This is a genomic window from Lutibacter sp. HS1-25, from assembly GCF_004121075.1.
GTDB lineage: Bacteria > Bacteroidota > Bacteroidia > Flavobacteriales > Flavobacteriaceae > Lutibacter.
On sequence record NZ_RHLN01000161.1, the window covers coordinates 116,056 to 137,307 of the forward strand.

Consider the following 21,252-nt stretch of genomic DNA (forward strand, 5'->3'; position numbering starts at 1 on the left):
AAAAACGGTTTAGACTAATCTAAACCGTTTTTACTAGTAGCGGGAACAGGACTCGAACCTGTGACCTTCGGGTTATGAGCCCGACGAGCTACCTACTGCTCTATCCCGCATACGAATTACAAGCCTCTATGATGAATTTTGTGAAAACGGCTTTTGAAGATGATGATGTGCTTATTTATATGGTTGAAATTGGCGAAAAGGAATTAAAAGATGAGCAGTTTTTTAATAAAATTCAACATTCTAAAGTGCCCGTTTTATTATTAATCAATAAAATATACACCTCTTCACAAGAAGAAGTTGAAGAAAAATTATTGTACTGGAAAGAAAAAGTGCCAAATGCGGAAGTTACCGTAATTTCAGCTTTAGAAAATTTCAATGTTCAAGGTGTTTTCGACAAAATTTTAGAATTGTTACCTGAATCTCCACCCTATTACCCGAAAGATCAATTAACAGACAAGCCTGAGCGTTTTTTTATCAACGAAGCCATTCGAGAAAAAATACTATTGCACTACAAAAAGGAAATTCCTTATTCTGTTGAAATTGAAACTGAAGAGTTTTTTGAAAGTGACACGATGATTAGAATTCGTTCTGTAATTATGGTCGAACGCGAAACCCAAAAAGGAATTATCATAGGTCATAAAGGTGCGCCTTTAAAACGTGTTGGAACCGAAGCAAGAAAAGATTTGGAAAAATTTTTCGACAAAAAAATTCATTTAGAATTATATGTAAAAGTGAATAAAAACTGGAGAAGCGATAAACGACAATTACGCAGATTTGGTTATAATAATGAGTAAAATCGGTTGTTGGTTGTTTGTAAGAGCTTTAATAAAAACTAATACTTCGTACCTTTGTATCTTTCAAACTCTAAAAATTACAGCATACTTTAACTGAAAACTTTATACTTTATTACTTAATTTCTCTCCAAAGTTTTCATCATAAATTTATACAATTCGTCCATTTGCTTATTACCCGTACTTTTACCCCATCTTCCAAAAAAATACATTAAAATCCACAAAATAGGCAAAGCAATTACCACTTCCAAAGCAAATAAATAATCAGATTTTAAAGTCCATTGTACATAAGCCATTACTGAAAAACCAATAAAAGCAACTGCTACAGCAAAATGAAAAAACATAAATAATGTCCACACTTGCGGTTTGGGTCCAAACAAACCTTTTACAATAGTTTTACCTTCTTCAACCTGTTCAATTTCAATATTTAACTGTGGTGACCAAAACTTATTTTCTTCAACAGGCACATCAATAACTATATGTCCATCAACAATTTTACTGCAATATTTACAATTTCCATCCTTTAAATTAGCTTCAAATTTTGAAATCAAATTTTGCTGACTTTCATTAAAATCCATCTTAAACCGTGGCCTTAAATGGATATCACTGTTTTTTTCTATTTCCATTGAAAATGATTTTTTTAGTTGTTGAAATATACTATTTTTTATGAAATAAAAACTTAGCAATCCTAATACCTTCATTTCCAAAATAAAAAAATGTATTTTTGCAAAAAATTAAAAAGTATCAAATGAGTAATATCGTAGCCATAGTTGGAAGACCTAATGTTGGAAAATCAACTTTATTTAATCGTTTAATTAAACACCGACAAGCAATTGTTGATTCTGTGAGTGGAGTTACTCGTGACAGACACTACGGAAAAAGTGATTGGAATGGCAAAAATTTCTCGGTAATTGATACTGGAGGTTATGTTATTGGATCTGATGATATTTTTGAAGAAGAAATAAGAAAGCAGGTTCAATTAGCTGTTGATGAAGCTGATATCATCATTTTTGTTGTTGATGTTGAAGAAGGTATTACGCCTTTAGATGCTGAAGTTGCTAAATTTTTACGAAAAATAAAGAAACCTATTTTTATTGCTGTAAATAAAGTTGACAACGCTATGCGCGACGCCAATGCTGTTGAATTTTACAACCTAGGATTGGGTGAGTATTATACAATTTCATCAATCAACGGTAGCGGTACAGGTGAATTATTAGATGCTGTTGTTGAAAAAATGGAAGATGATGTTGTTGAAGAAAGTGAATTACCTCGCTTTGCTGTTGTAGGACGACCAAACGCAGGAAAATCTTCATTTATCAATGCTTTAATTGGTGAAGACAGAAATATTGTAACCGATATTGCTGGAACAACTCGCGATACGATTGATACAAAATACAACCGTTTTGGATTTGAATTTAATTTGGTTGATACTGCCGGAATTAGAAAAAAATCGAAAGTTAAAGAAGATTTAGAGTTTTACTCTGTAATGCGTGCTGTAAGAGCTATTGAAAGTTGTGATGTAGCTATTTTAGTATTGGATGCCACCCGCGGTTTTGAAGGTCAGGATGAAAATATTTTTTGGTTGGCCGAAAAAAACAAAAAAGGAGTTGTTATTTTAGTAAACAAATGGGATTTGGTTGAAAAAGAAACCAATACCATGCGTGATTTTGAAGCACAAGTTAGACGAGAAATTGCACCTTTTACTGATGTGCCAATTATTTTTACTAGTGTTTTAACAAAACAACGTATTTTTAAAGCCATTGAAACTGCTGTTGAAGTTTTTGAAAATAGAAAAAAACGCATTCCAACCAGCAAGTTAAACGAAACAATGTTAGACATTGTAAAACACAACGGACCACCTGCAATTAAAGGTAAGTTTGTAAAAATTAAATATTGTATGCAGTTGCCAACACCTACACCTCAGTTTGTGTTTTTCTGTAATTTACCACAATATGTAAAAGAGCCTTACAAACGTTATGTAGAAAACAAACTCCGTGAAATTTATGATTTTTCAGGCGTACCAATTGTAATCTATTTTAGACAAAAATAAGCTGTTTTAATCATCTTTTAATGTAAGTTACATTACCTACATTCTCTAGATAATTCGTAATTTTGGGCATTCTTAAAATTTCTTATGAATGGATGATGCTTTACTTTACGGCAGATTACAGTTTGCTTTTACTATAACCTACCATTATTTATTTCCACAACTCACTATGGGTTTGGCTTTAATAATTGTACTTTATAAAGGTTTTTATTTAAAAACCAGCAATATAATTTTTAACGAATCGGCTAAATTTTGGGCTAAAATATTTGCCATAAACTTTGGAATGGGCGTTGTTACTGGGATTCCAATGGAATTTCAGTTTGGGACAAATTGGGCGCAATTTTCTGAAAAAACAGGCAATATAATTGGCCAAACGCTGGCTATGGAAGGTATGTTTTCCTTCTTTTTAGAATCCTCCTTTTTAGGATTGTTTTTATTTGGCGAAAAAATTCTAGGCAAAAAACTCCATTTTTTAGTTGCTTTATTGATATTTATTGGCACCTGGGCTAGTGGTTATTTAATTATTGCAACACACTCTTGGATGCAACATCCTGTTGGTTATGAAATTTTAGCCAACGGAAAATTTGCACTTAAAAACTTTTCCGAATTATTTGGAAATCCTTGGTTATTACCTTCATTTTTCCACAACCAAATGGCGTCATTGGTAACAACTTCATTTGTTGTTGCTTGCGTTGGTGCATTTTATCTGTTAATCAACAAACACAAGCCTTATGCGCATTTATTTTTAAAAACAGCATTGATTACCGGGCTTATTTCTTCCTTATTTGTAGCGGTTCCTACAGGCGATTTATTAGCCAAACAAGTTGCACTAAAGCAACCTGTAACTTTAGCCGCTATGGAAGGTTTATTTAATACTGAAAACGGCGCGCCAATAGTATTAATTGGACAGCCAAATATGAAAGAACAACGCTTAGACAATAAAATTGAAGTTCCTAATGTGCTTAGTTTTTTAACTTACAAACGTTGGGATGCAGAAATAAAAGGCTTAAACGATTTTCCTAAAGAAGAATGGCCTACAAATATTCCTGGATTGTACTATGCATACCATATTATGGTTGGATTAGGCACCATTTTTATAGGAATTATGTTTTTAGGTGTTTGGTTTTTATGGAAGAAAAAATTAGAAGTTCAACGTTGGTTTTTGTGGGTTTTAATGTTTGCAGCACCATTTCCATACATTGCAAATACCGCCGGTTGGTATACTGCCGAGTTAGGCCGACAACCATACCTTGTATATGGCTTATTTAAAACTGCCGATGGTATTTCAGAAAGCGTATCCGCAGGAAATACACTATTTACCTTATTGGGTTTTGTTGGTTTGTATCTGGTACTGGGTTTTATTATGCTTATTTTAGTTGGAAAAATCATTCATAAAGGACCAAAATTAATTGTAAAAAACTAAAATTATGGAATTGACTTGGTATCTGATTTTATGCTTTATGCTAATTATGTATATTGTTTTAGATGGTTTTGATTTTGGTGCAGGAATCATTCATTTCTTTTTTGCAAAAACTGATGAAGAAAAAAAACAAGTAATGCGTGCCATTGGTCCTTTTTGGGACGGAAACGAGGTTTGGCTAATTGCCTTTGGTGGCGTTTTATTTGCAGCTTTTCCTACCCTTTACGCATCAGCTTTTAGCGGCTTTTATTTGCCTTTAATTTTAATTTTATGGCTCTTTATTTTTAGGGCATTGGGAATTGAATTTACCCATTTAATAAACCACGAATTGTGGATCAAACCTTGGCAAAAAGCATTCGGTATTTCAAGTTTGTTATTGGCATTGTTTTTTGGTGTCGCTTTTGGAAACGTTATTAGAGGTGTAAACCTTGGTGGTGTTGAAGATGGTATTGCAAAATTCACAAATAGTTATTCGTTTTTTACACCCTTATGGGATGGTAGTTTTTCTCCTTTTGCTCAAAGACCCGGCGTAATAGATTGGTTTACAATAACCATTGGCTTGGTCGCTGTTTTTACACTAACCATCCACGGAGCATATTGGATTATATTAAAAACCGAAGGTGATTTTGTTAAAAAACTACAAAGCAAAATCCTGCCATTGTGGATTGCTTTGGTTGTTTTTATTGTAATTTCTCTCATCGCTTTTGTTACAATGAAATCTTTTCAAAACCAAATATTCAACCAACATCCATCAATATATTTATTGCCATTTATAGCGCTTTCGGGTTTAATTGGTATGCTACTTGCCCGTAACAGCAGCAAGCATTGGATAGGTTTTACATCGTCAACAATATTTATAATTGCAGGTATTTGCACAGCAGTAGCAAGCCTGTTTCCTGTGGTAATTCCAAGCACAAATTCGGTAGTAGATTCTTTAACAATTTACAACACCGCTTCCGAAAAGTACGCTTTAGAAACTGGCATTGTTTGGTGGATAATCGCTTTTATACTCATTGTAATTTACGTCACTTTTGTACACAGAGTCTACAAAGGAAAATTAACCGAAAAACACGATCATCATTAAAAATGGTTGTTGGCATTTAGTTGCTGGTTGTTAGCAAAGACTAAAACGAAGAGCTTTTTTTATTGTTTTTAAAAAATTGATAACTCGTAATTGTGAATTGTATCTAGGGCGTTACCCGCAAGGGGTCAGGCTTTCCGCTATATCTTTTTTACAATTTCACTGCGTTGCATTGTAAAAAAGGATGCCGCTGCAATCCTTAACGCGGTTTTACCAAAAAAAGTAAGTTTTTCAATAACCACCTACCAAGCCTCTACAATTAAAGCCATACTATCAACCGTATACAATTCTTGATTAAAATTACCATAGTAATTACAATTATTAAATCCAGCCGTTTTTAATAAAAGTGCTAGTTCCTTTTTTAATACAGGTAACAATTCAATGCTGTTTTCAATTATTTCATCAGTTGATTTCACCGTTAAACGCGTATTAAAATCCATCTTATTTTCAGATTTATGATAAATATAATTTCGTTCAAACGTAATTTCATCATTTGCAACCAATGGTAATTCCTTTATATTTTGCTCAATAATTTTATCGTAATTAACTATTTGCAGCAACAATTTTCCAGCTGGTTTAACTACGTGTTTTGCTTGTTGTAAAAAATCAGCAATTTCATCTAAAGAATTCAAATGCACCAAAGTATTTCCAAAACAAACAATACCATCCAAAGCGCTTTTATCAAAAGTAGCAGCTAATTTAAGCATACTTATTTGTTTAAACTCAATGGATTTTAACTGATCTCCTTTTTGTTTTAAAGCTACTCGTATCATTTCAGCATCCATATCAATACCATAAATACGCTTATAATAATTGCCAAGTTCCAAAGAAAGCGTTCCAATTCCGCACCCTACATCTAAAACCTCACCATTATTTTCGGGTATTTTTAACCTAATAAAATCAACCTGACTTACATTAATTTTAAAAATATGGTGATAATAAGGTGCAATTTGCTGATAAAAACTCATAATTATTTGATATAGTTTCAAAGATAGTTATTACAAAACAAAAAAGCGGAATTCCCTTAAATAGGTATTCCGCTTATGTATTTAAAAAACTTTTGACTTTTGACTTCTGACTTTTGACTTCTGACTTTAAGACTTTCGACTCAAAAACTACCAGCTTCCACCGGCACCACCTCCAGAAAAGCCTCCGCCTCCAAAGCCACCACCAAAACCGCCTCCACCAAAGCTTCCGCCGCTAGAACCGCCACCAAAGCCACCGCCAAATCCACCTCGACCAGCTCTACTCAATAAAATTGCAGTTAAAATATCAGTTGCATCGTTTCTACCTCCTCTATTATTACGACCACCACCTTTGTCTTTTTTAGAAAAAACAAACCATAAAATCAGTAAAATCAATATAATAAGCGGACCTTTTGGAACACTTGGCTGCTTGTTACTTTTTGCGGGCTGATTGTTTTTATAAGAACCATTTAAAACTTCAAAAATAGCATAGGTTCCGTTATCTAAACCTGCATAATAATTGCCATTTTTAAACTGAGGTATAATCACATCTCTAACAATGCTACCTGTTGTACCAGCAGTTAATAAATGCTCAACACCATAACCAGGAGCAATCCAAATTTTGCGCTCTTTTACAGCCAACAGCACAAAAACACCGTTGTCTTCTTTGGCTTGTCCAATTCCCCACTGATGCGCCCATTTTGGCGTTAAAATACCAATATCTTCACCATTAATTGTTTCAACAGTTGCCACTACAATTTGCGTAGATGTTGAATCGGAATATTGAATTAATTTATTTTCTAACGTTGATTTTTCAGAAGGCGATAACAATTTAGCATAATCGTAAACACTTGTTTGAAGTTTTGGTTTTTCGGGTATCGTAAACTGCCCAAAAGCAACTTCCACAAACAAAAATGCGATTAAAACAAAAAATGATTTTTTATATAATTTATGAAAATTTACCATTTATCCTCTTGAAATTTCATTCGATAATTCATTGGTATCATCAGACTGATACGGAAAGAATTCTTTTAATTTGTTACCAACTTCTATAATTGCCAACTCTAAACCTTTACAAAATTCGCCTTTTTTAAAATGAGAAAAAACCAACTCTTTTTCAGATTCCCAAAAATTTTTGGGCACTAGTTTATTAATACCTTCATCACCTAAAATGGCAAATTTCTTACTTTCAACAGCAATAAAAATTAGCACACCATTACGCAATTGAGTAGCATCCATTTTTAAAAAATGAAAAACCTCCAATGCCCTTTCCATTGGAGGTAATTCTGTACTATTCTCAATGTGAACACGTATTTCACCCGAAGTATTTTTTTCAGCAATTTGAATTGCTTCAACTAAAACTTGCTCTTCTGCTGCTGTTATAAAATTTACTTCTTTAGACATTATTCTTTTTTTCCAAAATCAAATTTAACATCTGGTGCTTTTTCTGCTCCAGCTTCAGCTTCAAAATAAGGTTTTTCCTGAAAATTAAAGAAACCTGCCAATATGTTATTTGGAAATGTTTTTACGTGATTATTATAAGGTTTAATTGCTTCATTATAACGTGTACGTGCCGTCAAAATCTGATTTTCAGTACTTGTTAATTCATCTTGTAATTTCAAAAAGTTTTGATTTGCTTTTAAATCAGGGTAACGTTCAACCGTAACCAATAAACTTTTTAAAGCGCCACTTAAACCACCTTGAGCTTGGTTAAATTGCGCCAATTGTTCTGGTGTAATGTTTGCTGGATCAATAGAAACAGAAGTTGCTTTTGCACGTGCTTCAATAACGGCTGTAAGTGTTTCTTTTTCGTAATCTGCAGCACCTTGAACTGTATTTACTAAGTTTCCAATTAAATCACTTCTACGTTGGTAAGCAGTTTGCACATTTCCCCAACTTTCTTTTACGTTTTCATTTAATTGAACTGTTGTATTGTAAAATCCTTTTACCCAACTATAACCAGCAAATGCTATTACAGCTATAATTATTACAGGTATTAACCATTTTTTCATTTTAATTATTTTTTAATTGTTATTAAGATTAGTTGTTATTTTAATTGATTTGTTACTGTTTTTAAGATAAATTATTTTTAATTGTAATCAGTTCTTGCTTAATAGCTTCTAAGCGCGTTATAATTTCAAAATTATCTTTAATTTTTTTTGGCTTTTCTTTTAATTTGCTTTTTGCACCTTCTAAAGTAAACCCTTTTTCTTTAACTAAGTGGTAAATTAACTTTAAATTTTGAAGGTCTTCCTGAGTAAATAATCGGTTGCCTTTGTTATTTTTTTTTGGTTTTAAAATATCAAATTCATTTTCCCAAAAGCGAATATGAGAGGTATTTACACCAAATGCCTTGGCTACTTCGCCAATTTTGTAATATCTTTTTTCTGGTAGATCTATATACATTAATCAAGAGATTGTCCTTCAATTTCAGCTGCTCTTTGCATGGCAGCAAACTCTTCAGGAGATAAGTTTCCGTAATAAAAATTTATAGGGTTTATTTGTTCCCCATTTTTAATAACCTCGTAATGTAAATGAGGGGCTTCAGATCGACCTGTATTACCTACAAATCCAATTAAATCTCCTCTTTTTACACGTTGATTTTTTCTAACATTGTAATCACTTAAATGCGCATACAAGGTTACATATCCAAACCCATGATGAATTCTAATATGCTTACCATAACCTGCAGCAGTTTGATCGGCTCTTACCACAACACCATCACCTGTTGCATAAATTGGCGTTCCTTTTGGAGCAGTAAAATCCATTCCAAAATGTCTTTTTCTAGCTTTGGTAAACGGGTCATTTCGCCAACCATAACCAGAAGCCATGCGCGTAAGATCTTCATTTTTTACAGGTTGAATTGCAGGTATTGCTGCTAACAATTCTTCCTTATTTTCTGCTAATTTAACTATTTCATCCAAAGACTTAGACTGAATGTACAATTGCTTTGACAAAATATCCATGTTTTTTGTCACATCGGTAATCATTTCCGAATTGTCAAAACCTTCCAATGCTTTATACCTGTTAACACCCCCAAAACCTGCCTGACGTTGCTCTAAAGGAATAGGATTTACTTCAAAATACAAACGGTAAATATTGTTATCCCTTTCTTGTATTTCACTTAAAACTTCACTTAACTGTTCAATTTTTTTACTGTGTAATTCTTCATTTAATTTCACAAATTCCAATTCGCGCTTCAACTCCTTTTCTTTAGGCGATTCAAAAACCTGTGTAAACACTACAAAACCCAACACCATAAACATAAAAGCAGATACCATTGCCAAAGAAATCTTCTTCAGCGTATTTCTCATTTTAGTCTTTATCTTTTTATAAGAAAGTGTTTCTGAATCGTAATAATATTTTACTTTCGCCATCTATATAAATTATCTTATTTTTGTACAATCATATGCACTTTAATTTGATAATAGCGCATTTGACAATTAACAAATTTACAAAATGTTTTACAAAAGTAAATAAGCGTTAATTTATTTAGCATATAATTAACGAAAGAATTTACCAATAAAATATTTTAAACAAAAAAATTAAAATGGTTATCCATTAATAATAATTAGTAACAAATGAAATCACAACTAATACGTCAACAATTTTTAGATTTTTTTGCTTCAAAAAAACATGCAATCGTTCCTTCATCTCCAATGGTTTTAAAAAACGATCCAACTTTGATGTTTACCAATGCGGGAATGGTGCCTTTTAAAGAATATTTTTTAGGTCAAAAAAATGCAATCGACAAACGTGTTGCTGATACTCAAAAATGTTTACGTGTTTCTGGTAAGCACAACGATTTGGAAGAAGTTGGTAAAGACACCTATCACCACACTATGTTCGAAATGTTGGGCAACTGGAGTTTTGGTGATTATTTTAAAAAGGAAGCAATCGACTGGGCTTGGGAATTGTTGGTTGATGTTTATAAAATAGACAAAAACAGTTTGTATATCACTGTTTTTGAAGGCTCTGAAGATGATGGTTTGGGCTACGACCAAGAAGCTTTTGATTTTTGGAAAAAACACATTAGTGAAGACCGAATTATCAATGGAAATAAAAAAGATAATTTTTGGGAAATGGGTGCTCAAGGACCTTGTGGACCTTGTTCTGAAATCCATGTTGACATTCGTTCTGCTGAAGAAAAAGCAAAAATTTCAGGAAAAGATTTGGTAAATAAAGACCATCCTCAAGTCATTGAAATTTGGAATTTGGTTTTTATGGAATTCAACAGAAAAGCTGATGGATCTTTAGAAAAACTACCTGCACAACACGTAGATACAGGTATGGGATTTGAACGTTTGTGTATGGTTTTACAAAACGTACAGTCTAATTACGATACCGATGTTTTTACACCACTTATTAGAGAAGTTGAAAATATTACAAACAATACCTACGGTAAAGTTGAAGAAACTGATATTGCAATTCGTGTAATTGCAGATCACGTTAGAGCTGTTGCTTTTGCAATTGCCGACGGACAATTACCTTCTAACACAGGTGCTGGTTACGTTATTAGACGTATTTTACGCCGTGCAATCCGCTATGGATTTACTTTTTTAAATACTAAAGAACCTTTTATTTATAAATTGGTAAATACTTTGAGTAAACAAATGGGTGAATATTTCCCTGAATTAAAAACTCAAAAACAACTAATGACCAACGTAATTAAAGAAGAAGAAAATTCGTTTTTACGTACTTTAGAGCAAGGTTTGGTCTTGTTAGATGGCATTATCAAAAATACCCAAGGCACTGAAGTTTCGGGTAAAAAAGCTTTTGAACTGTTTGACACCTATGGTTTTCCAATAGATTTAACAGCTTTGATTCTTTCTGAAAAAGGAATGACTTTAAATGAAACAGATTTTGCAACAGAATTAGAAAAACAAAAAACAAGATCAAGAGCAGCTGCAGTTGTTGAAACAGATGACTGGGTGATTTTATATGATGATGATATTGATGAATTTATTGGATACGACACCCTTACAGCAAAAATAAAAATTACACGTTACCGCAAGGTATCTTCAAAAAAAGATGGTGATTTGTACCAATTGGTATTTAATATGACACCTTTTTATCCTGAAGGTGGTGGACAGGTTGGTGATAAAGGTTATTTGGAAACCAGCAACGGAAGTACTATTTATATAGTAGACACAAAAAAGGAAAACAATCTAATTATTCATTTAGCTAAAAGTTTACCAAAAAATCCAACTGAAACATTTAATGTAGTTGTTGATGAAAAACAACGCTTTAGAACAGCTTGTAATCATACAGCTACACACTTATTACACCAAGCTTTGCGCGAAGTTTTAGGTACCCATGTTGAACAAAAAGGCTCTGCGGTACATTCAAAACATTTGCGTTTTGACTTTTCTCATTTTGCCAAATTAACCGTAGATCAGCTATCTGAGGTTGAAGATTTTGTAAATGCTCGTATCGAAAATAAATTACCATTACAAGAATTTAGAAATATTCCAATTGCTACAGCAATGGAAAAAGGCGCTATGGCTTTGTTTGGCGAAAAATATGGCGATACTGTTCGTGCTATTCAATACGGACAATCTGTTGAATTGTGTGGTGGTACGCACGTACAAAACACAAGTGATATTTGGAGTTTTAGAATTCAAAGCGAAAGTGCTATTGCTGCCGGAGTAAGACGTATAGAAGCCATTACTGGTGATGCTACCAAAGATTTGTATTTAGAAAACAACAAAGCATTGTTTGAAATTAAAGATTTACTTAAGAATCCGAAAGATCTAAAAAAATCGGTGATTGATTTGGTTGAAGAAAACGTTGCGCTAAAAAAACAACTTGAGATTTTATTAAAAGACAAAGCTAAAAATGTGGTTGGTGATTTAGTAAACCAAGTTGAAGTTATTAATGGTGTTAACTTTTTAGCTAAAAAATTAGATTTAGACCAAAATACCATCAAAGATTTGTGTTTTGATTTAGGCAATAAAGTTGAAAATTTATTTTTATTAATCGCTACAGAAAGTGAAGACAAAGCCTTTTTAACTTGCTATATCTCTAAAAATTTAGTTGAAGAAAAAAATCTAAATGCAGGATTGGTAGTTCGTGAATTGGGTAAATTAATTAACGGTGGCGGTGGCGGACAACCGTTTTTTGCAACAGCAGGAGGCAAAAACCCTGAAGGAATTGCCGAAGCCTTGACAAAAGGAAAAAACTACATTGCTTAATTAATGTAAAATTGTAAAAGGGTTTAATTGCTAAAATAATTAAACCCTTTTACAATTAAATAAATCGACAATTAAACAATTATAACATGAATTTTAGAACCAACATACAATTAAAACCTGAACGTAACCAAATAGATTATAGTTCTAAATTGTTTTTAATTGGTTCTTGTTTTTCAGAAAATATCAGCAAAAAATTAGCTTATTACAAATTTCAAACTTACAGCAATCCATTTGGAATTTTATTCAATCCTATTGCTATTGAAACCTGTATTACCAATGCTATCAACGAAAAAGAATACACAGAAAAAGACATTTTTAATTTAAATGAACGTTGGCATTGTTTTGATGCCCACTCCGATTTAAGTGCCAGTGATAAAAACCAATTGGTTAAAAACCTAAATACAACCATAAAACAGGCAAACAAACAACTAATTAACGCAACTCACATTATAATTACCCTTGGTACAGCTTGGGTTTATCGATTTATTGAAACCGATACCATCGTTGGAAATTGCCATAAAATTCCTCAAAAAAAATTTTTAAAAGAATTGCTTTCTGTTGAAGAAATTTCAGCTTCATTAGAAAATATTTCCGCATTAATTAAGGATATAAATCCGGCTGCAAACATTATTTTTACGGTAAGTCCGGTACGTCATTTAAAAGATGGTTTTGTTGAAAATATGCAAAGTAAAGCACATTTATTAACTGCTATCAACGAAATTATAAATGCTAAAAACCAGCTTTATTATTTCCCTTCATTTGAAATTATGATGGATGACTTGCGTGATTATCGTTTTTATGCAAACGATATGTTACATCCAAATGAAACAGCTATCAATTATATTTGGGAGCAATTTAAAACCGTTTGGATTGCAGAAAGCACTGCTAAAATAATGAATGAAGTTGAAGCAATTCAACGAGGTTTGGCTCATAAACCATTCAACTCAAATTCTGAACAGCATCAGCTTTTTATTGAAAAAATAAATCTAAAAATGATAGCTCTTAAAAACCAATATGCCATTGATTTTAAGATTTAAAAAAAATAAAACGAAGACTTTTCACGTTCACCAAACAAAATAATGGCAAAGTTTTAGTCTTCGTTGTATTTTAGATTGCAGTAAAATTAATTTACAAATTTTGCTACATTTTCCCAAGGACCTCCGTTAATTACGTCAATACCTTGTTGTTTTAAAAATGAAGTTGCTTGTCCGCTTCTTGCGCCACTTCTACAAACAGCGATCACTTTTTTATTCATTTTTTTTATTTCACCAACTTTTGTAGGAATGCTATTTAAAACAATATTTTTAGCACCTTTAACATGCCCTCCTGCAAATTCTTCAGCAGTTCTAACATCAATAACAACTGCTCCCTCTTTCAAATATTGCTCAATAGGTTCTGCATTATTATCACCTCCAAATAAACCGAAAAAACTCATATCTTTATGTTTAAAATTTTGGCAAATATATAGCATTAAAAGCAAATTTTAGTAACAGTAGTTACTAATAGTTTTGAAAAATGAATATTTACCAGCCATTATTATAGACCATTAATTTTGATTTCTATGCTTTAAAAATATAATTTTGTGTAACTACTAACTTAAAAAATTGTAAAATGAGAACAGGAAATAGAAAAGTTAAATTACTAATTGGAGCTGCTATTATTTTATTTTCTGTATTTAAATATTACGCTAGAAGCGAAGCAAATGAATATACAGGAAAAAAGCAACACATTACATTAACTTCTGAACAAGAAATTGCTATAGGATTGCAAAGTGCTCCACAAATAACTCAACAACACGGCGGTTTATATCCCGATCAAAAATACCAACAGTTTGTAGATGATGTTGGCGAAAAATTAGTTAGAAATAGCATTGCAATTCAAACTCCTTATCATTTTGATTTTCATTTATTAAAAGATCCTGAAACCATCAATGCTTTTGCTTTACCAGGCGGACAAGTTTTTATTACCTATGCTTTGTTTTCAAGATTGGAAAACGAAGATCAATTAGCGGGTGTTTTAGGTCATGAAATTGGCCACGTAATAGGAAGGCATAGTGCCGAACGAATTTCAAAACAAGATTTAACGCAAGGAATATTGAGTGGCGTATCTGTTGGATTTGACCCAAGCACTGCTGAAGGTGCCTCTGCAATTGCCAATGTGATAAACTTGAGTTATGGCAGAGATGATGAATTGGAAAGCGACTATTTAGGTGTAAAAATAATGGCAGATGCAGGTTACGACCCAACAGCTTTAATTGGTGTGATGGAAATTTTAAAAGCAGCATCAGGTCCCAATAAAACACCTGAAAGAATGAGTACACACCCAGATCCTGAAAATAGAATTGAAAAAATTAAAGAAGCTATTGAAGCGTATAAAAATGAAAAATAAAACTTAATATGCGTTATCTTCTTTTTTGAAAAACACAATAAAAACGGTTCTAAACATAATTTTAATATCTAGCATTAAATTCCAGTTTTCGATATACCAAATATCGGCGTGTGCCCTTTTTTCCATATCTTTTACTGTTTTTGTTTCACCTCTAAAACCAAGTATTTGCGCCCAACCTGTAACGCCTGGCTTGGCAAAATGTCGCACCATATATTTATCAACCAACACCCTGTATTGTTCGGTATGTTTAAGCATATGAGGTCTTGGACCTACTAGAGACATATCATTAAAAAGCACATTAAAAATTTGTGGCAATTCATCCATACTGGTTCTTCTTAAAATAGCACCAATTTTAGTAACTCTTGCATCATTTTTAGTTGCCTGTAACTTATCTGACTCTGAGTTTACAGTCATACTTCTAAATTTATAACACTTAAAAGGCCTGTCGTCTTTTCCTGAACGCTCCTGAGCAAAAAACACTGGGCCTTTACTTGTTAATTTAATTAAAATTGCTAGCAATGGAAATAGCCAAGTGAAAACAAAAACAATGATAAAAATAGAAAACACAACATCCATTCCTCTTTTCAAAATACGATTGGATAAACTTTGTAATGGTTCCCTTCTAAATTTCATTAAAGGGATATTTTCAACATATTCAATTGAAAATAACTGTGACAAATACTCTGAAAATTCTGGAATAACCGTCACACGTATTAAATTGTTATCAGCATACTCCAATAATTCATTTATAAAAACTGACTGAGAATGTGGTAGTGATATCACAATTTCTTTAACCGACTTATTTTGCTCTAAAAACGCAATAGATTCTTTTAAACTTCCTCTTTTAAACTTTTTTAGTCTACCCAAAATAGTTGCATCCGTAAAAATACCAACTATTCTATAACCGTATTTTGGATCTGTATAAACTCCCCTAACAAACCTAGTAATATGATTGTTTACACCAATTAAAACCAACTCCGTAAAATCACTTCTATCCTTATACCTTCTTCGTTTAGCATAAAACAACAACAATGACCTCCAAACAATTACATTAAATGAAAATATAAACACTGTTGTAACAAAAAAAACTCTGGAGAATTTGTAATCTGTAATAAAAAAAATCAATGCTGCACTTAAAAACACAAAATAAATCAATGCTTTTAAATTTTTAGAAAGAATTTTATCTATGTATAAAATTTTAGGTATTTCATACAAATTAAATTTCAAAACCAATAAAATCCATAAAATTTCCCAACCAAAAAATAAGGTGTAATAAAAATTATCATGAGGAGTAAACGTTCCAAATTTGACAATACTAGCAATGAAAAAAGAAATTGATAACAATATTAAATCTCCCGAAAAAGAAACTGCTGTATAGATTTTAGATTTACTTTGAGGCATAAGAAATCAATAAATTAAGCTGAAAAAATATCTAAATTAAAAATATAAAATATACCCACTTTCTTTAAGTATTTGTAAGGATGTTAACTTATAAATAATATGTCAATTCACTTAATCAATTCGCAAATTTAACAAAATTAATTAACAATTCATTAACATAATATATGTTTGCTAAAAACATCAATTATTCAAAATTAATAAAAACCTATTTTCAAACACTTAACACAACTTAAACGCTCTAAAAACAACGGTTTAACAATTTACCTACACTTAATATTATCAAAAAAACATTTAGAAAAACTTTTAATTTTAATATTAATTGTATTTTTAAAAAAAAATAAAAAATGTTAAAAACGTACAATTGGGCTATTTTAGGTTGCGGTAATATTGCCCAAAAATTTACTACAGAATTAACCGATTTACCAAATGCAAAACTATACGCAGCTGCATCTAGAAATATAGAAAATGCTGAAAATTTTGCAAATAAATTTGGCTTTGAAAAAGCCTATGGCTCTTATCAAGAAATGGTTGAAGACCCAAATGTAGATGTGGTTTATATTGCAACACCTCACAACTTTCATTTAGAACATACATTACTGTGTTTGAATCATAAAAAAGCTGTTTTATGCGAAAAAGCATTTGCTATAAACACAAAAGAAGCGCAGCAAATGATTGAAGCTTCAATAAAAAACAACACTTTTTTAATGGAAGCTTTTTGGGTACTCTTTAGACCAAAATTAGCTAAAGTTAGAGAAATTATTGCCTCAGAAAATTTAGGAAAACTAAAATTTGTAAAGTCAGATTTTATGTTCAATGGTGAATACAACCCAAAAAACAGGTTGTACAATTTAGATTTAGGCGGTGGATCATTATTAGATATTGGAATTTACTCCATTTTTACTGCATTAATTTTTCTAGGAATTCCTGATGAAATAAAAACATTACCACATTTCAGCCCAACAGGCTCTGAAGAAAGTATCTCTATGCTGTTTGGCTACAAAAATGGAGCAACTGCGGTATTGACTTCAAGTTTTGATTCGGAATATAAAAACGAATCTGAGCTGTGTTTTGAGTATGGCATTATTAAATATGAGCGCTTTTCTGCTGACCCAATTACACTTATCAAAAATAAAAAAACTACTGAAATCTTATTTGAAAATGGCCCACATATGGGCTATCATTTTGAAGCCAGTCATGTGATGGAATGTTTAGATAAAAACTTAATTGAAAGTCCTATTTTAACACATTCGTTAAGTTTAGATTTAATGCAAATTTTAGATAATGTTAGAAAAGATGCAGGTATTACTTATCCAAATCACGACTAATTTTAATTTTCATTTTCACAACAAATATTTGGTTATCTTTGCCGCAAATTAAGTAGACAGGAATACGAAGTATGAAAAACATTAGAAATTTTTGCATTATTGCACATATCGACCACGGCAAAAGTACTTTGGCCGATAGACTATTGAGTTTTACAGGAACTACAACCGCACGTGAAGAACAAGCCCAGTTACTTGATAATATGGATTTGGAGCGCGAACGTGGTATTACCATTAAAAGTCACGCCATTCAAATGGATTATGTTTTTGAAGGCGAAAAATATGTTTTAAACTTAATTGACACTCCTGGTCACGTAGATTTTTCGTACGAGGTATCAAGATCAATCGCTGCTTGTGAAGGAGCATTGCTAATTGTTGATGCTGCTCAAAGTATCCAAGCACAAACTATATCCAATTTATATCTGGCTTTAGAACACGATTTAGAAATTATTCCTGTGTTAAATAAAGTTGATTTACCAAGTGCAAATCCTGAAGAAGTTACTGATGATATTGTTGGTTTGTTAGGTTGTAAACCTGAAGAAATTATTCACGCAAGTGGAAAAACTGGTTTGGGTGTTGAAAATATTTTAAAAGCTATAATTGAAAGAGTTCCTGCTCCAAAAGGTGATGTAAATGCACCTTTACAGGCATTAATTTTTGATTCTGTTTATAATTCTTACCGTGGTGTAGAAACCTATTTTAGAGTTTTTAATGGCGAAATTAAAAAAGGACAACGTATTAAATTTATGGCAACCAACAAAGAGTACAATGCTGACGAAGTTGGTACTTTAAAATTAACGCAGGTTGCTAAACAAAGTATAAAAGCTGGTGATGTTGGTTATTTAATTACTGGTGTAAAAACGGCCAGCGAAATTAAAGTTGGAGACACAATTACAACACTTGAAAACCCAACCAAAGACAGAATTGACGGTTTTGAAAACGTAAAACCAATGGTATTTGCTGGTATTTATCCGGTTGATACGGAAGATTATGAAGAGTTACGTTCTTCAATGGAAAAATTACAACTAAATGATGCATCTCTGGTATTTGTACCTGAAAGTTCTGCAGCTTTAGGTTTTGGTTTTAGATGTGGATTTTTAGGTATGCTGCATTTAGAAATTATTCAAGAACGTTTAGAGCGCGAGTTTGATATGACTGTAATTACTACAGTTCCAAACGTATCTTACCACGCATTTACAAATAAAGAACCTAACACCATACTTTTAGTAAACAACCCTTCAGATTTACCTGAACCTTCAAAATTAAATCGTGTTGAAGAGCCTTTTATCAAGGCAACTATCATTACAAAATCAGATTTTGTAGGTCCTGTTATGAGTTTGTGTATTGAAAAAAGAGGAACTGTAACCAATCAAACTTATTTAACACCTGAGCGCGTTGAATTGACTTTTGATATGCCTTTAGCCGAAATTGTATTTGATTTTTATGATCGTTTAAAAACTGTATCAAAAGGTTATGCTTCTTTCGATTATCACCCAATTGGAATGAAAGCTTCCAAATTGGTTAAAGTTGATATTTTATTAAACGGAACTTCTGTTGATGCACTTTCTGCTTTAATTCACGCAGATAATGCTTACAATATTGGTAAAAAAATGTGTGAAAAACTACGCCAATTAATTCCGCGTCAACAATTTGATATTCCTATTCAGGCAGCTATTGGTGCAAAAATTATTTCAAGAGAAACTGTAAAAGCACTTCGTAAAGATGTAACTGCAAAATGTTATGGTGGAGATATTTCTCGTAAACGTAAATTATTAGAGAAACAAAAGAAAGGTAAAAAACGTATGCGCCAGGTTGGAAATGTAGAAATTCCGCAAGAAGCATTTATGGCTGTATTAAAATTAAATGATTAAAAATAAGGTTTAATGGTCAAAAATAGTTGGTAAAAACCTTTGTATGCCTTTTTGGCAAAGGGCTAGATAAAAGTTTATTGAAATCCGTTTCAATAAACTTTTTTTGTACTATGAAAACATCAAAAAAAAGCGTTGTTGGGCTTGCGGTAGTCTAGACACGATTAAATGGGGAAAGCAACAAAATAAACAAAGATTTAAATGTAAAAATTGTGATATTTTATTTACGTCTGAGAACAAATCAGTAAGTAAATTAAATCGTTTTATCTGGTTTGAAAAATGGGTGATTGGAAGAAGAACCATAGAACAAGTAACCCTAGAAAGTGGTTATTCAACAAAAACAATTAGAAGATATTTTAGTTCTTATTTATCTAAGCCACCAACCTTATCTGTCTACCCTTCAGAAAAAGTTAATCTTATAATTGATGGTACTTATTTTAGTAATGGAATTTGTTTGGTTTTATACCGGGATAATACGATTAAGTTTACACAATTATACAGATTTTCAAACGGAGAATATTACACCGAAATTAAAGAAGATTTACTTAACCTAATAAATCTAGGAGTTCAAATAGAAAGTGTGACTTGTGATGGGCATAAATCTATTATAAAAGCCACAAGAGAAACACTTCCTAATTCGTTACTTCAACGTTGCTTAGTCCATATTCAAAGGGACTGTAAAATATGGTTAACTCAAAACCCTCAAAGTTCTGCTGGTTTTGAATTAAGACAAATTGCCATTAAAATACATAAAATAAATACGCATTATGAGTTAAGTTTTTGGCTTTTAGAACTCCATAATTGGTATCAAAAATATCAGAATTATATCAATGAAAAAAGTTACAATATTCAAACAAAAAGATATTGGTATAAGCATAAAATGGTAAGGAGATCTTTTATGACAATCAAAAGAGCGCTACCTAACATGTTTCATTATTTAGATAACCCTAAAATACCCAAATCATCCAACTCTATTGAATCTTTTTTCGGGCACCTAAAAGGGCATTTAAATATTCATAGAGGATTATCCTATAGCCATCGAAAACAGTATTTAATGTGGTATTTGTATTTTAAAAATAAGACTTAGGTTTTTAAAGCTATAAAACTTACCAGTAACAAAAAAAGGACTTTAAATCAAGTCCTTTTATATTACTGTATAAGGTTAATCTTATCGCTAATAAGTTGCTCCTCAGCAGAGCTTATGTCCTTTTCAGATTAATGTTGATAATTTATAAAATATTTTTTACAAAAACACCAACTATTTTTGTCCACATTACCAAAAATAACAACTATATTTCATAAAAAAAGCACCGAATTTCGGTGCTTTTTTTATGATAATACACAACATTATTCTGCGTGCATCCAATCTTTTTTCGCTAACAACTGCTCTTCAGTTTCTACGTGATCTTCATCAGGAACACAACAATCAACTGGACAAACAGAAGCACATTGTGGCTCATCATGGAAACCTTTACATTCTGTACATTTATCTGTTACGATAAAATAAAACTCGTCTGATTTAGCTTCGTTCATTTCATCAGCATCAGCAGTTCCACCGCTTGGTAAAGAAATATCTCCGCTTAAAGCAGTTCCATCTGCATACGCCCACTCACTATCTGGTTCGTAAATTGCATTATTTGGACATTCTGAAATACATGCATCACAATTAATACACTCATCTGTTATTTTAATAGCCATATTTATATTTTTTATTTTTAATAATCACCACAAATTTATAAATTTTTATCTTATCAAATGTGACAAAAGTCAACTAT

At 31.9% G+C, this 21,252-nt stretch carries 20 protein-coding genes and 1 tRNA gene; 10 read left to right on the forward strand and 11 right to left on the reverse strand.

All coding sequences use genetic code 11. From position 1 onward, the window contains the following. Window positions 1-37 precede the first annotated feature (37 nt). Window positions 38-110 (reverse strand) — tRNA-Met (locus EC396_RS17305). A gap of 18 nt (window positions 111-128) precedes the next feature. On the opposite strand from EC396_RS17305, the gene era reads away from it, so the two are divergent. Then, entirely contained in the window at window positions 129-794 is a 666-nt protein-coding gene (gene era / locus EC396_RS17310; RefSeq protein WP_164975343.1) for a GTPase Era, read from the forward strand. A gap of 116 nt (window positions 795-910) precedes the next feature. Here era and EC396_RS17315 read toward each other — a convergent pair whose 3' ends face one another. Next, window positions 911-1,417 carry a GTP-binding protein gene (locus EC396_RS17315; RefSeq protein ID WP_129368112.1) on the reverse strand — a complete coding sequence of 169 codons (507 nt, stop codon included), beginning with the start codon at window positions 1,415-1,417 and terminating at the stop codon, window positions 911-913. Between the two features lie 122 nt (window positions 1,418-1,539). On the opposite strand from EC396_RS17315, the gene der reads away from it, so the two are divergent. The 3 genes from der to cydB all read left to right on the forward strand — a co-directional run bounded on the left by der (window position 1,540) and on the right by cydB (window position 5,342). Next, window positions 1,540-2,841 (forward strand): ribosome biogenesis GTPase Der, encoded by a 1,302-nt coding sequence (gene der, locus EC396_RS17320; RefSeq protein WP_129368113.1) that lies wholly within the window; start codon window positions 1,540-1,542, stop codon window positions 2,839-2,841. An 88-nt stretch (window positions 2,842-2,929) separates the two neighbouring features. Then, the gene (locus EC396_RS17325) at window positions 2,930-4,261 is read left to right on the forward strand and encodes a cytochrome ubiquinol oxidase subunit I (protein WP_129368114.1); all 1,332 of its coding nucleotides are present in this window, start codon (window positions 2,930-2,932) and stop codon (window positions 4,259-4,261) included. A gap of 4 nt (window positions 4,262-4,265) precedes the next feature. Beyond that, window positions 4,266-5,342: a cytochrome d ubiquinol oxidase subunit II gene (cydB, locus tag EC396_RS17330; protein ID WP_129368115.1), complete on the forward strand. Its 1,077-nt coding sequence runs from the start codon at window positions 4,266-4,268 to the stop codon at window positions 5,340-5,342. Window positions 5,343-5,581: 239 nt separating this feature from the next. Here cydB and EC396_RS17335 read toward each other — a convergent pair whose 3' ends face one another. The 6 genes from EC396_RS17335 to EC396_RS17360 all read right to left on the reverse strand — a co-directional run bounded on the left by EC396_RS17335 (window position 5,582) and on the right by EC396_RS17360 (window position 9,681). Then, window positions 5,582-6,307, reverse strand: coding sequence for a bifunctional 2-polyprenyl-6-hydroxyphenol methylase/3-demethylubiquinol 3-O-methyltransferase UbiG (locus EC396_RS17335; RefSeq protein ID WP_129368116.1), 726 nt, complete (start codon window positions 6,305-6,307; stop codon window positions 5,582-5,584). A 147-nt stretch (window positions 6,308-6,454) separates the two neighbouring features. After that, entirely contained in the window at window positions 6,455-7,270 is an 816-nt protein-coding gene (locus tag EC396_RS17340) for a YgcG family protein (protein WP_129368117.1), read from the reverse strand. Beyond that, complete coding sequence (locus tag EC396_RS17345; protein WP_129368118.1) at window positions 7,271-7,708, reverse strand: TPM domain-containing protein; 438 nt, start codon at window positions 7,706-7,708, stop codon at window positions 7,271-7,273. Continuing rightward, window positions 7,708-8,316, reverse strand: a complete 609-nt coding sequence (locus EC396_RS17350) for a LemA family protein (protein ID WP_129368119.1) — start codon at window positions 8,314-8,316, stop codon at window positions 7,708-7,710. The genes EC396_RS17345 and EC396_RS17350 overlap by 1 nt, the downstream gene beginning before the upstream one ends. Window positions 8,317-8,377: 61 nt before the next feature. After that, window positions 8,378-8,710 (reverse strand): MerR family transcriptional regulator, encoded by a 333-nt coding sequence (locus EC396_RS17355; RefSeq protein ID WP_129368120.1) that lies wholly within the window; start codon window positions 8,708-8,710, stop codon window positions 8,378-8,380. Beyond that, window positions 8,710-9,681, reverse strand: a complete 972-nt coding sequence (locus EC396_RS17360; protein ID WP_129368121.1) for a M23 family metallopeptidase — start codon at window positions 9,679-9,681, stop codon at window positions 8,710-8,712. Before EC396_RS17360 ends, EC396_RS17355 begins: the two co-directional genes overlap by 1 nt. A gap of 204 nt (window positions 9,682-9,885) precedes the next feature. On the opposite strand from EC396_RS17360, the gene alaS reads away from it, so the two are divergent. Both alaS and EC396_RS17370 read left to right on the forward strand, forming a co-directional pair. Beyond that, window positions 9,886-12,498, forward strand: a complete 2,613-nt coding sequence (gene alaS, locus EC396_RS17365; protein WP_129368122.1) for an alanine--tRNA ligase — start codon at window positions 9,886-9,888, stop codon at window positions 12,496-12,498. 86 nt (window positions 12,499-12,584) lie between these two features. Beyond that, window positions 12,585-13,535, forward strand: coding sequence for a GSCFA domain-containing protein (locus tag EC396_RS17370; protein ID WP_129368123.1), 951 nt, complete (start codon window positions 12,585-12,587; stop codon window positions 13,533-13,535). A gap of 86 nt (window positions 13,536-13,621) precedes the next feature. Here the strand turns inward: EC396_RS17370 and EC396_RS17375 are convergent, their stop codons facing one another. Then, the gene (locus EC396_RS17375) at window positions 13,622-13,933 is read right to left on the reverse strand and encodes a rhodanese-like domain-containing protein (RefSeq protein ID WP_129368124.1); all 312 of its coding nucleotides are present in this window, start codon (window positions 13,931-13,933) and stop codon (window positions 13,622-13,624) included. A gap of 176 nt (window positions 13,934-14,109) precedes the next feature. On the opposite strand from EC396_RS17375, the gene EC396_RS17380 reads away from it, so the two are divergent. Beyond that, on the forward strand, window positions 14,110-14,886 hold the full coding sequence (locus tag EC396_RS17380; RefSeq protein WP_129368125.1) for a M48 family metallopeptidase: 777 nt from the start codon (window positions 14,110-14,112) through the stop codon (window positions 14,884-14,886). 3 nt (window positions 14,887-14,889) lie between these two features. On the opposite strand, the gene EC396_RS17385 is transcribed toward EC396_RS17380, so the two are convergent. Next, window positions 14,890-16,287 (reverse strand): undecaprenyl-phosphate glucose phosphotransferase, encoded by a 1,398-nt coding sequence (locus tag EC396_RS17385; RefSeq protein ID WP_129368126.1) that lies wholly within the window; start codon window positions 16,285-16,287, stop codon window positions 14,890-14,892. 344 nt (window positions 16,288-16,631) lie between these two features. On the opposite strand from EC396_RS17385, the gene EC396_RS17390 reads away from it, so the two are divergent. From EC396_RS17390 to EC396_RS17400, 3 genes are all read left to right on the forward strand, one after another. Continuing rightward, on the forward strand, window positions 16,632-17,612 hold the full coding sequence (locus EC396_RS17390; protein ID WP_129368127.1) for a Gfo/Idh/MocA family protein: 981 nt from the start codon (window positions 16,632-16,634) through the stop codon (window positions 17,610-17,612). A gap of 71 nt (window positions 17,613-17,683) precedes the next feature. Next, window positions 17,684-19,480: a translation elongation factor 4 gene (gene lepA, locus EC396_RS17395; protein ID WP_129368128.1), complete on the forward strand. Its 1,797-nt coding sequence runs from the start codon at window positions 17,684-17,686 to the stop codon at window positions 19,478-19,480. 103 nt (window positions 19,481-19,583) lie between these two features. Continuing rightward, window positions 19,584-20,564: a transposase gene (locus EC396_RS17400; RefSeq protein ID WP_240665775.1), complete on the forward strand. Its 981-nt coding sequence runs from the start codon at window positions 19,584-19,586 to the stop codon at window positions 20,562-20,564. A gap of 260 nt (window positions 20,565-20,824) precedes the next feature. Here the strand turns inward: EC396_RS17400 and EC396_RS17405 are convergent, their stop codons facing one another. After that, window positions 20,825-21,175: a 4Fe-4S dicluster domain-containing protein gene (locus tag EC396_RS17405; RefSeq protein WP_129368129.1), complete on the reverse strand. Its 351-nt coding sequence runs from the start codon at window positions 21,173-21,175 to the stop codon at window positions 20,825-20,827. Between the last annotated feature and the right edge of the window lie 77 nt (window positions 21,176-21,252).

Bases quoted from the DNA above. Each gene is read 5' to 3' on its own strand.
- EC396_RS17370 (WP_129368123.1), top strand. From the start codon at position 12,585: ATGAATTTTAGAACCAACATACAATTAAAACCTGAACGTAACCAAATA.
- EC396_RS17345 (WP_129368118.1), bottom strand. From the start codon at position 7,708: ATGTCTAAAGAAGTAAATTTTATAACAGCAGCAGAAGAGCAAGTTTTA.
- EC396_RS17340 (WP_129368117.1), bottom strand. From the start codon at position 7,270: ATGGTAAATTTTCATAAATTATATAAAAAATCATTTTTTGTTTTAATC.
- EC396_RS17385 (WP_129368126.1), bottom strand. From the start codon at position 16,287: ATGCCTCAAAGTAAATCTAAAATCTATACAGCAGTTTCTTTTTCGGGA.
- der (WP_129368113.1), top strand. From the start codon at position 1,540: ATGAGTAATATCGTAGCCATAGTTGGAAGACCTAATGTTGGAAAATCA.
- EC396_RS17405 (WP_129368129.1), bottom strand. From the start codon at position 21,175: ATGGCTATTAAAATAACAGATGAGTGTATTAATTGTGATGCATGTATT.
- EC396_RS17315 (WP_129368112.1), bottom strand. From the start codon at position 1,417: ATGGAAATAGAAAAAAACAGTGATATCCATTTAAGGCCACGGTTTAAG.
- EC396_RS17350 (WP_129368119.1), bottom strand. From the start codon at position 8,316: ATGAAAAAATGGTTAATACCTGTAATAATTATAGCTGTAATAGCATTT.
- EC396_RS17360 (WP_129368121.1), bottom strand. From the start codon at position 9,681: ATGGCGAAAGTAAAATATTATTACGATTCAGAAACACTTTCTTATAAA.
- EC396_RS17355 (WP_129368120.1), bottom strand. From the start codon at position 8,710: ATGTATATAGATCTACCAGAAAAAAGATATTACAAAATTGGCGAAGTA.
- EC396_RS17325 (WP_129368114.1), top strand. From the start codon at position 2,930: ATGGATGATGCTTTACTTTACGGCAGATTACAGTTTGCTTTTACTATA.
- EC396_RS17380 (WP_129368125.1), top strand. From the start codon at position 14,110: ATGAGAACAGGAAATAGAAAAGTTAAATTACTAATTGGAGCTGCTATT.
- era (WP_164975343.1), top strand. From the start codon at position 129: ATGATGAATTTTGTGAAAACGGCTTTTGAAGATGATGATGTGCTTATT.
- EC396_RS17375 (WP_129368124.1), bottom strand. From the start codon at position 13,933: ATGAGTTTTTTCGGTTTATTTGGAGGTGATAATAATGCAGAACCTATT.
- cydB (WP_129368115.1), top strand. From the start codon at position 4,266: ATGGAATTGACTTGGTATCTGATTTTATGCTTTATGCTAATTATGTAT.
- EC396_RS17390 (WP_129368127.1), top strand. From the start codon at position 16,632: ATGTTAAAAACGTACAATTGGGCTATTTTAGGTTGCGGTAATATTGCC.
- alaS (WP_129368122.1), top strand. From the start codon at position 9,886: ATGAAATCACAACTAATACGTCAACAATTTTTAGATTTTTTTGCTTCA.
- EC396_RS17335 (WP_129368116.1), bottom strand. From the start codon at position 6,307: ATGAGTTTTTATCAGCAAATTGCACCTTATTATCACCATATTTTTAAA.
- lepA (WP_129368128.1), top strand. From the start codon at position 17,684: ATGAAAAACATTAGAAATTTTTGCATTATTGCACATATCGACCACGGC.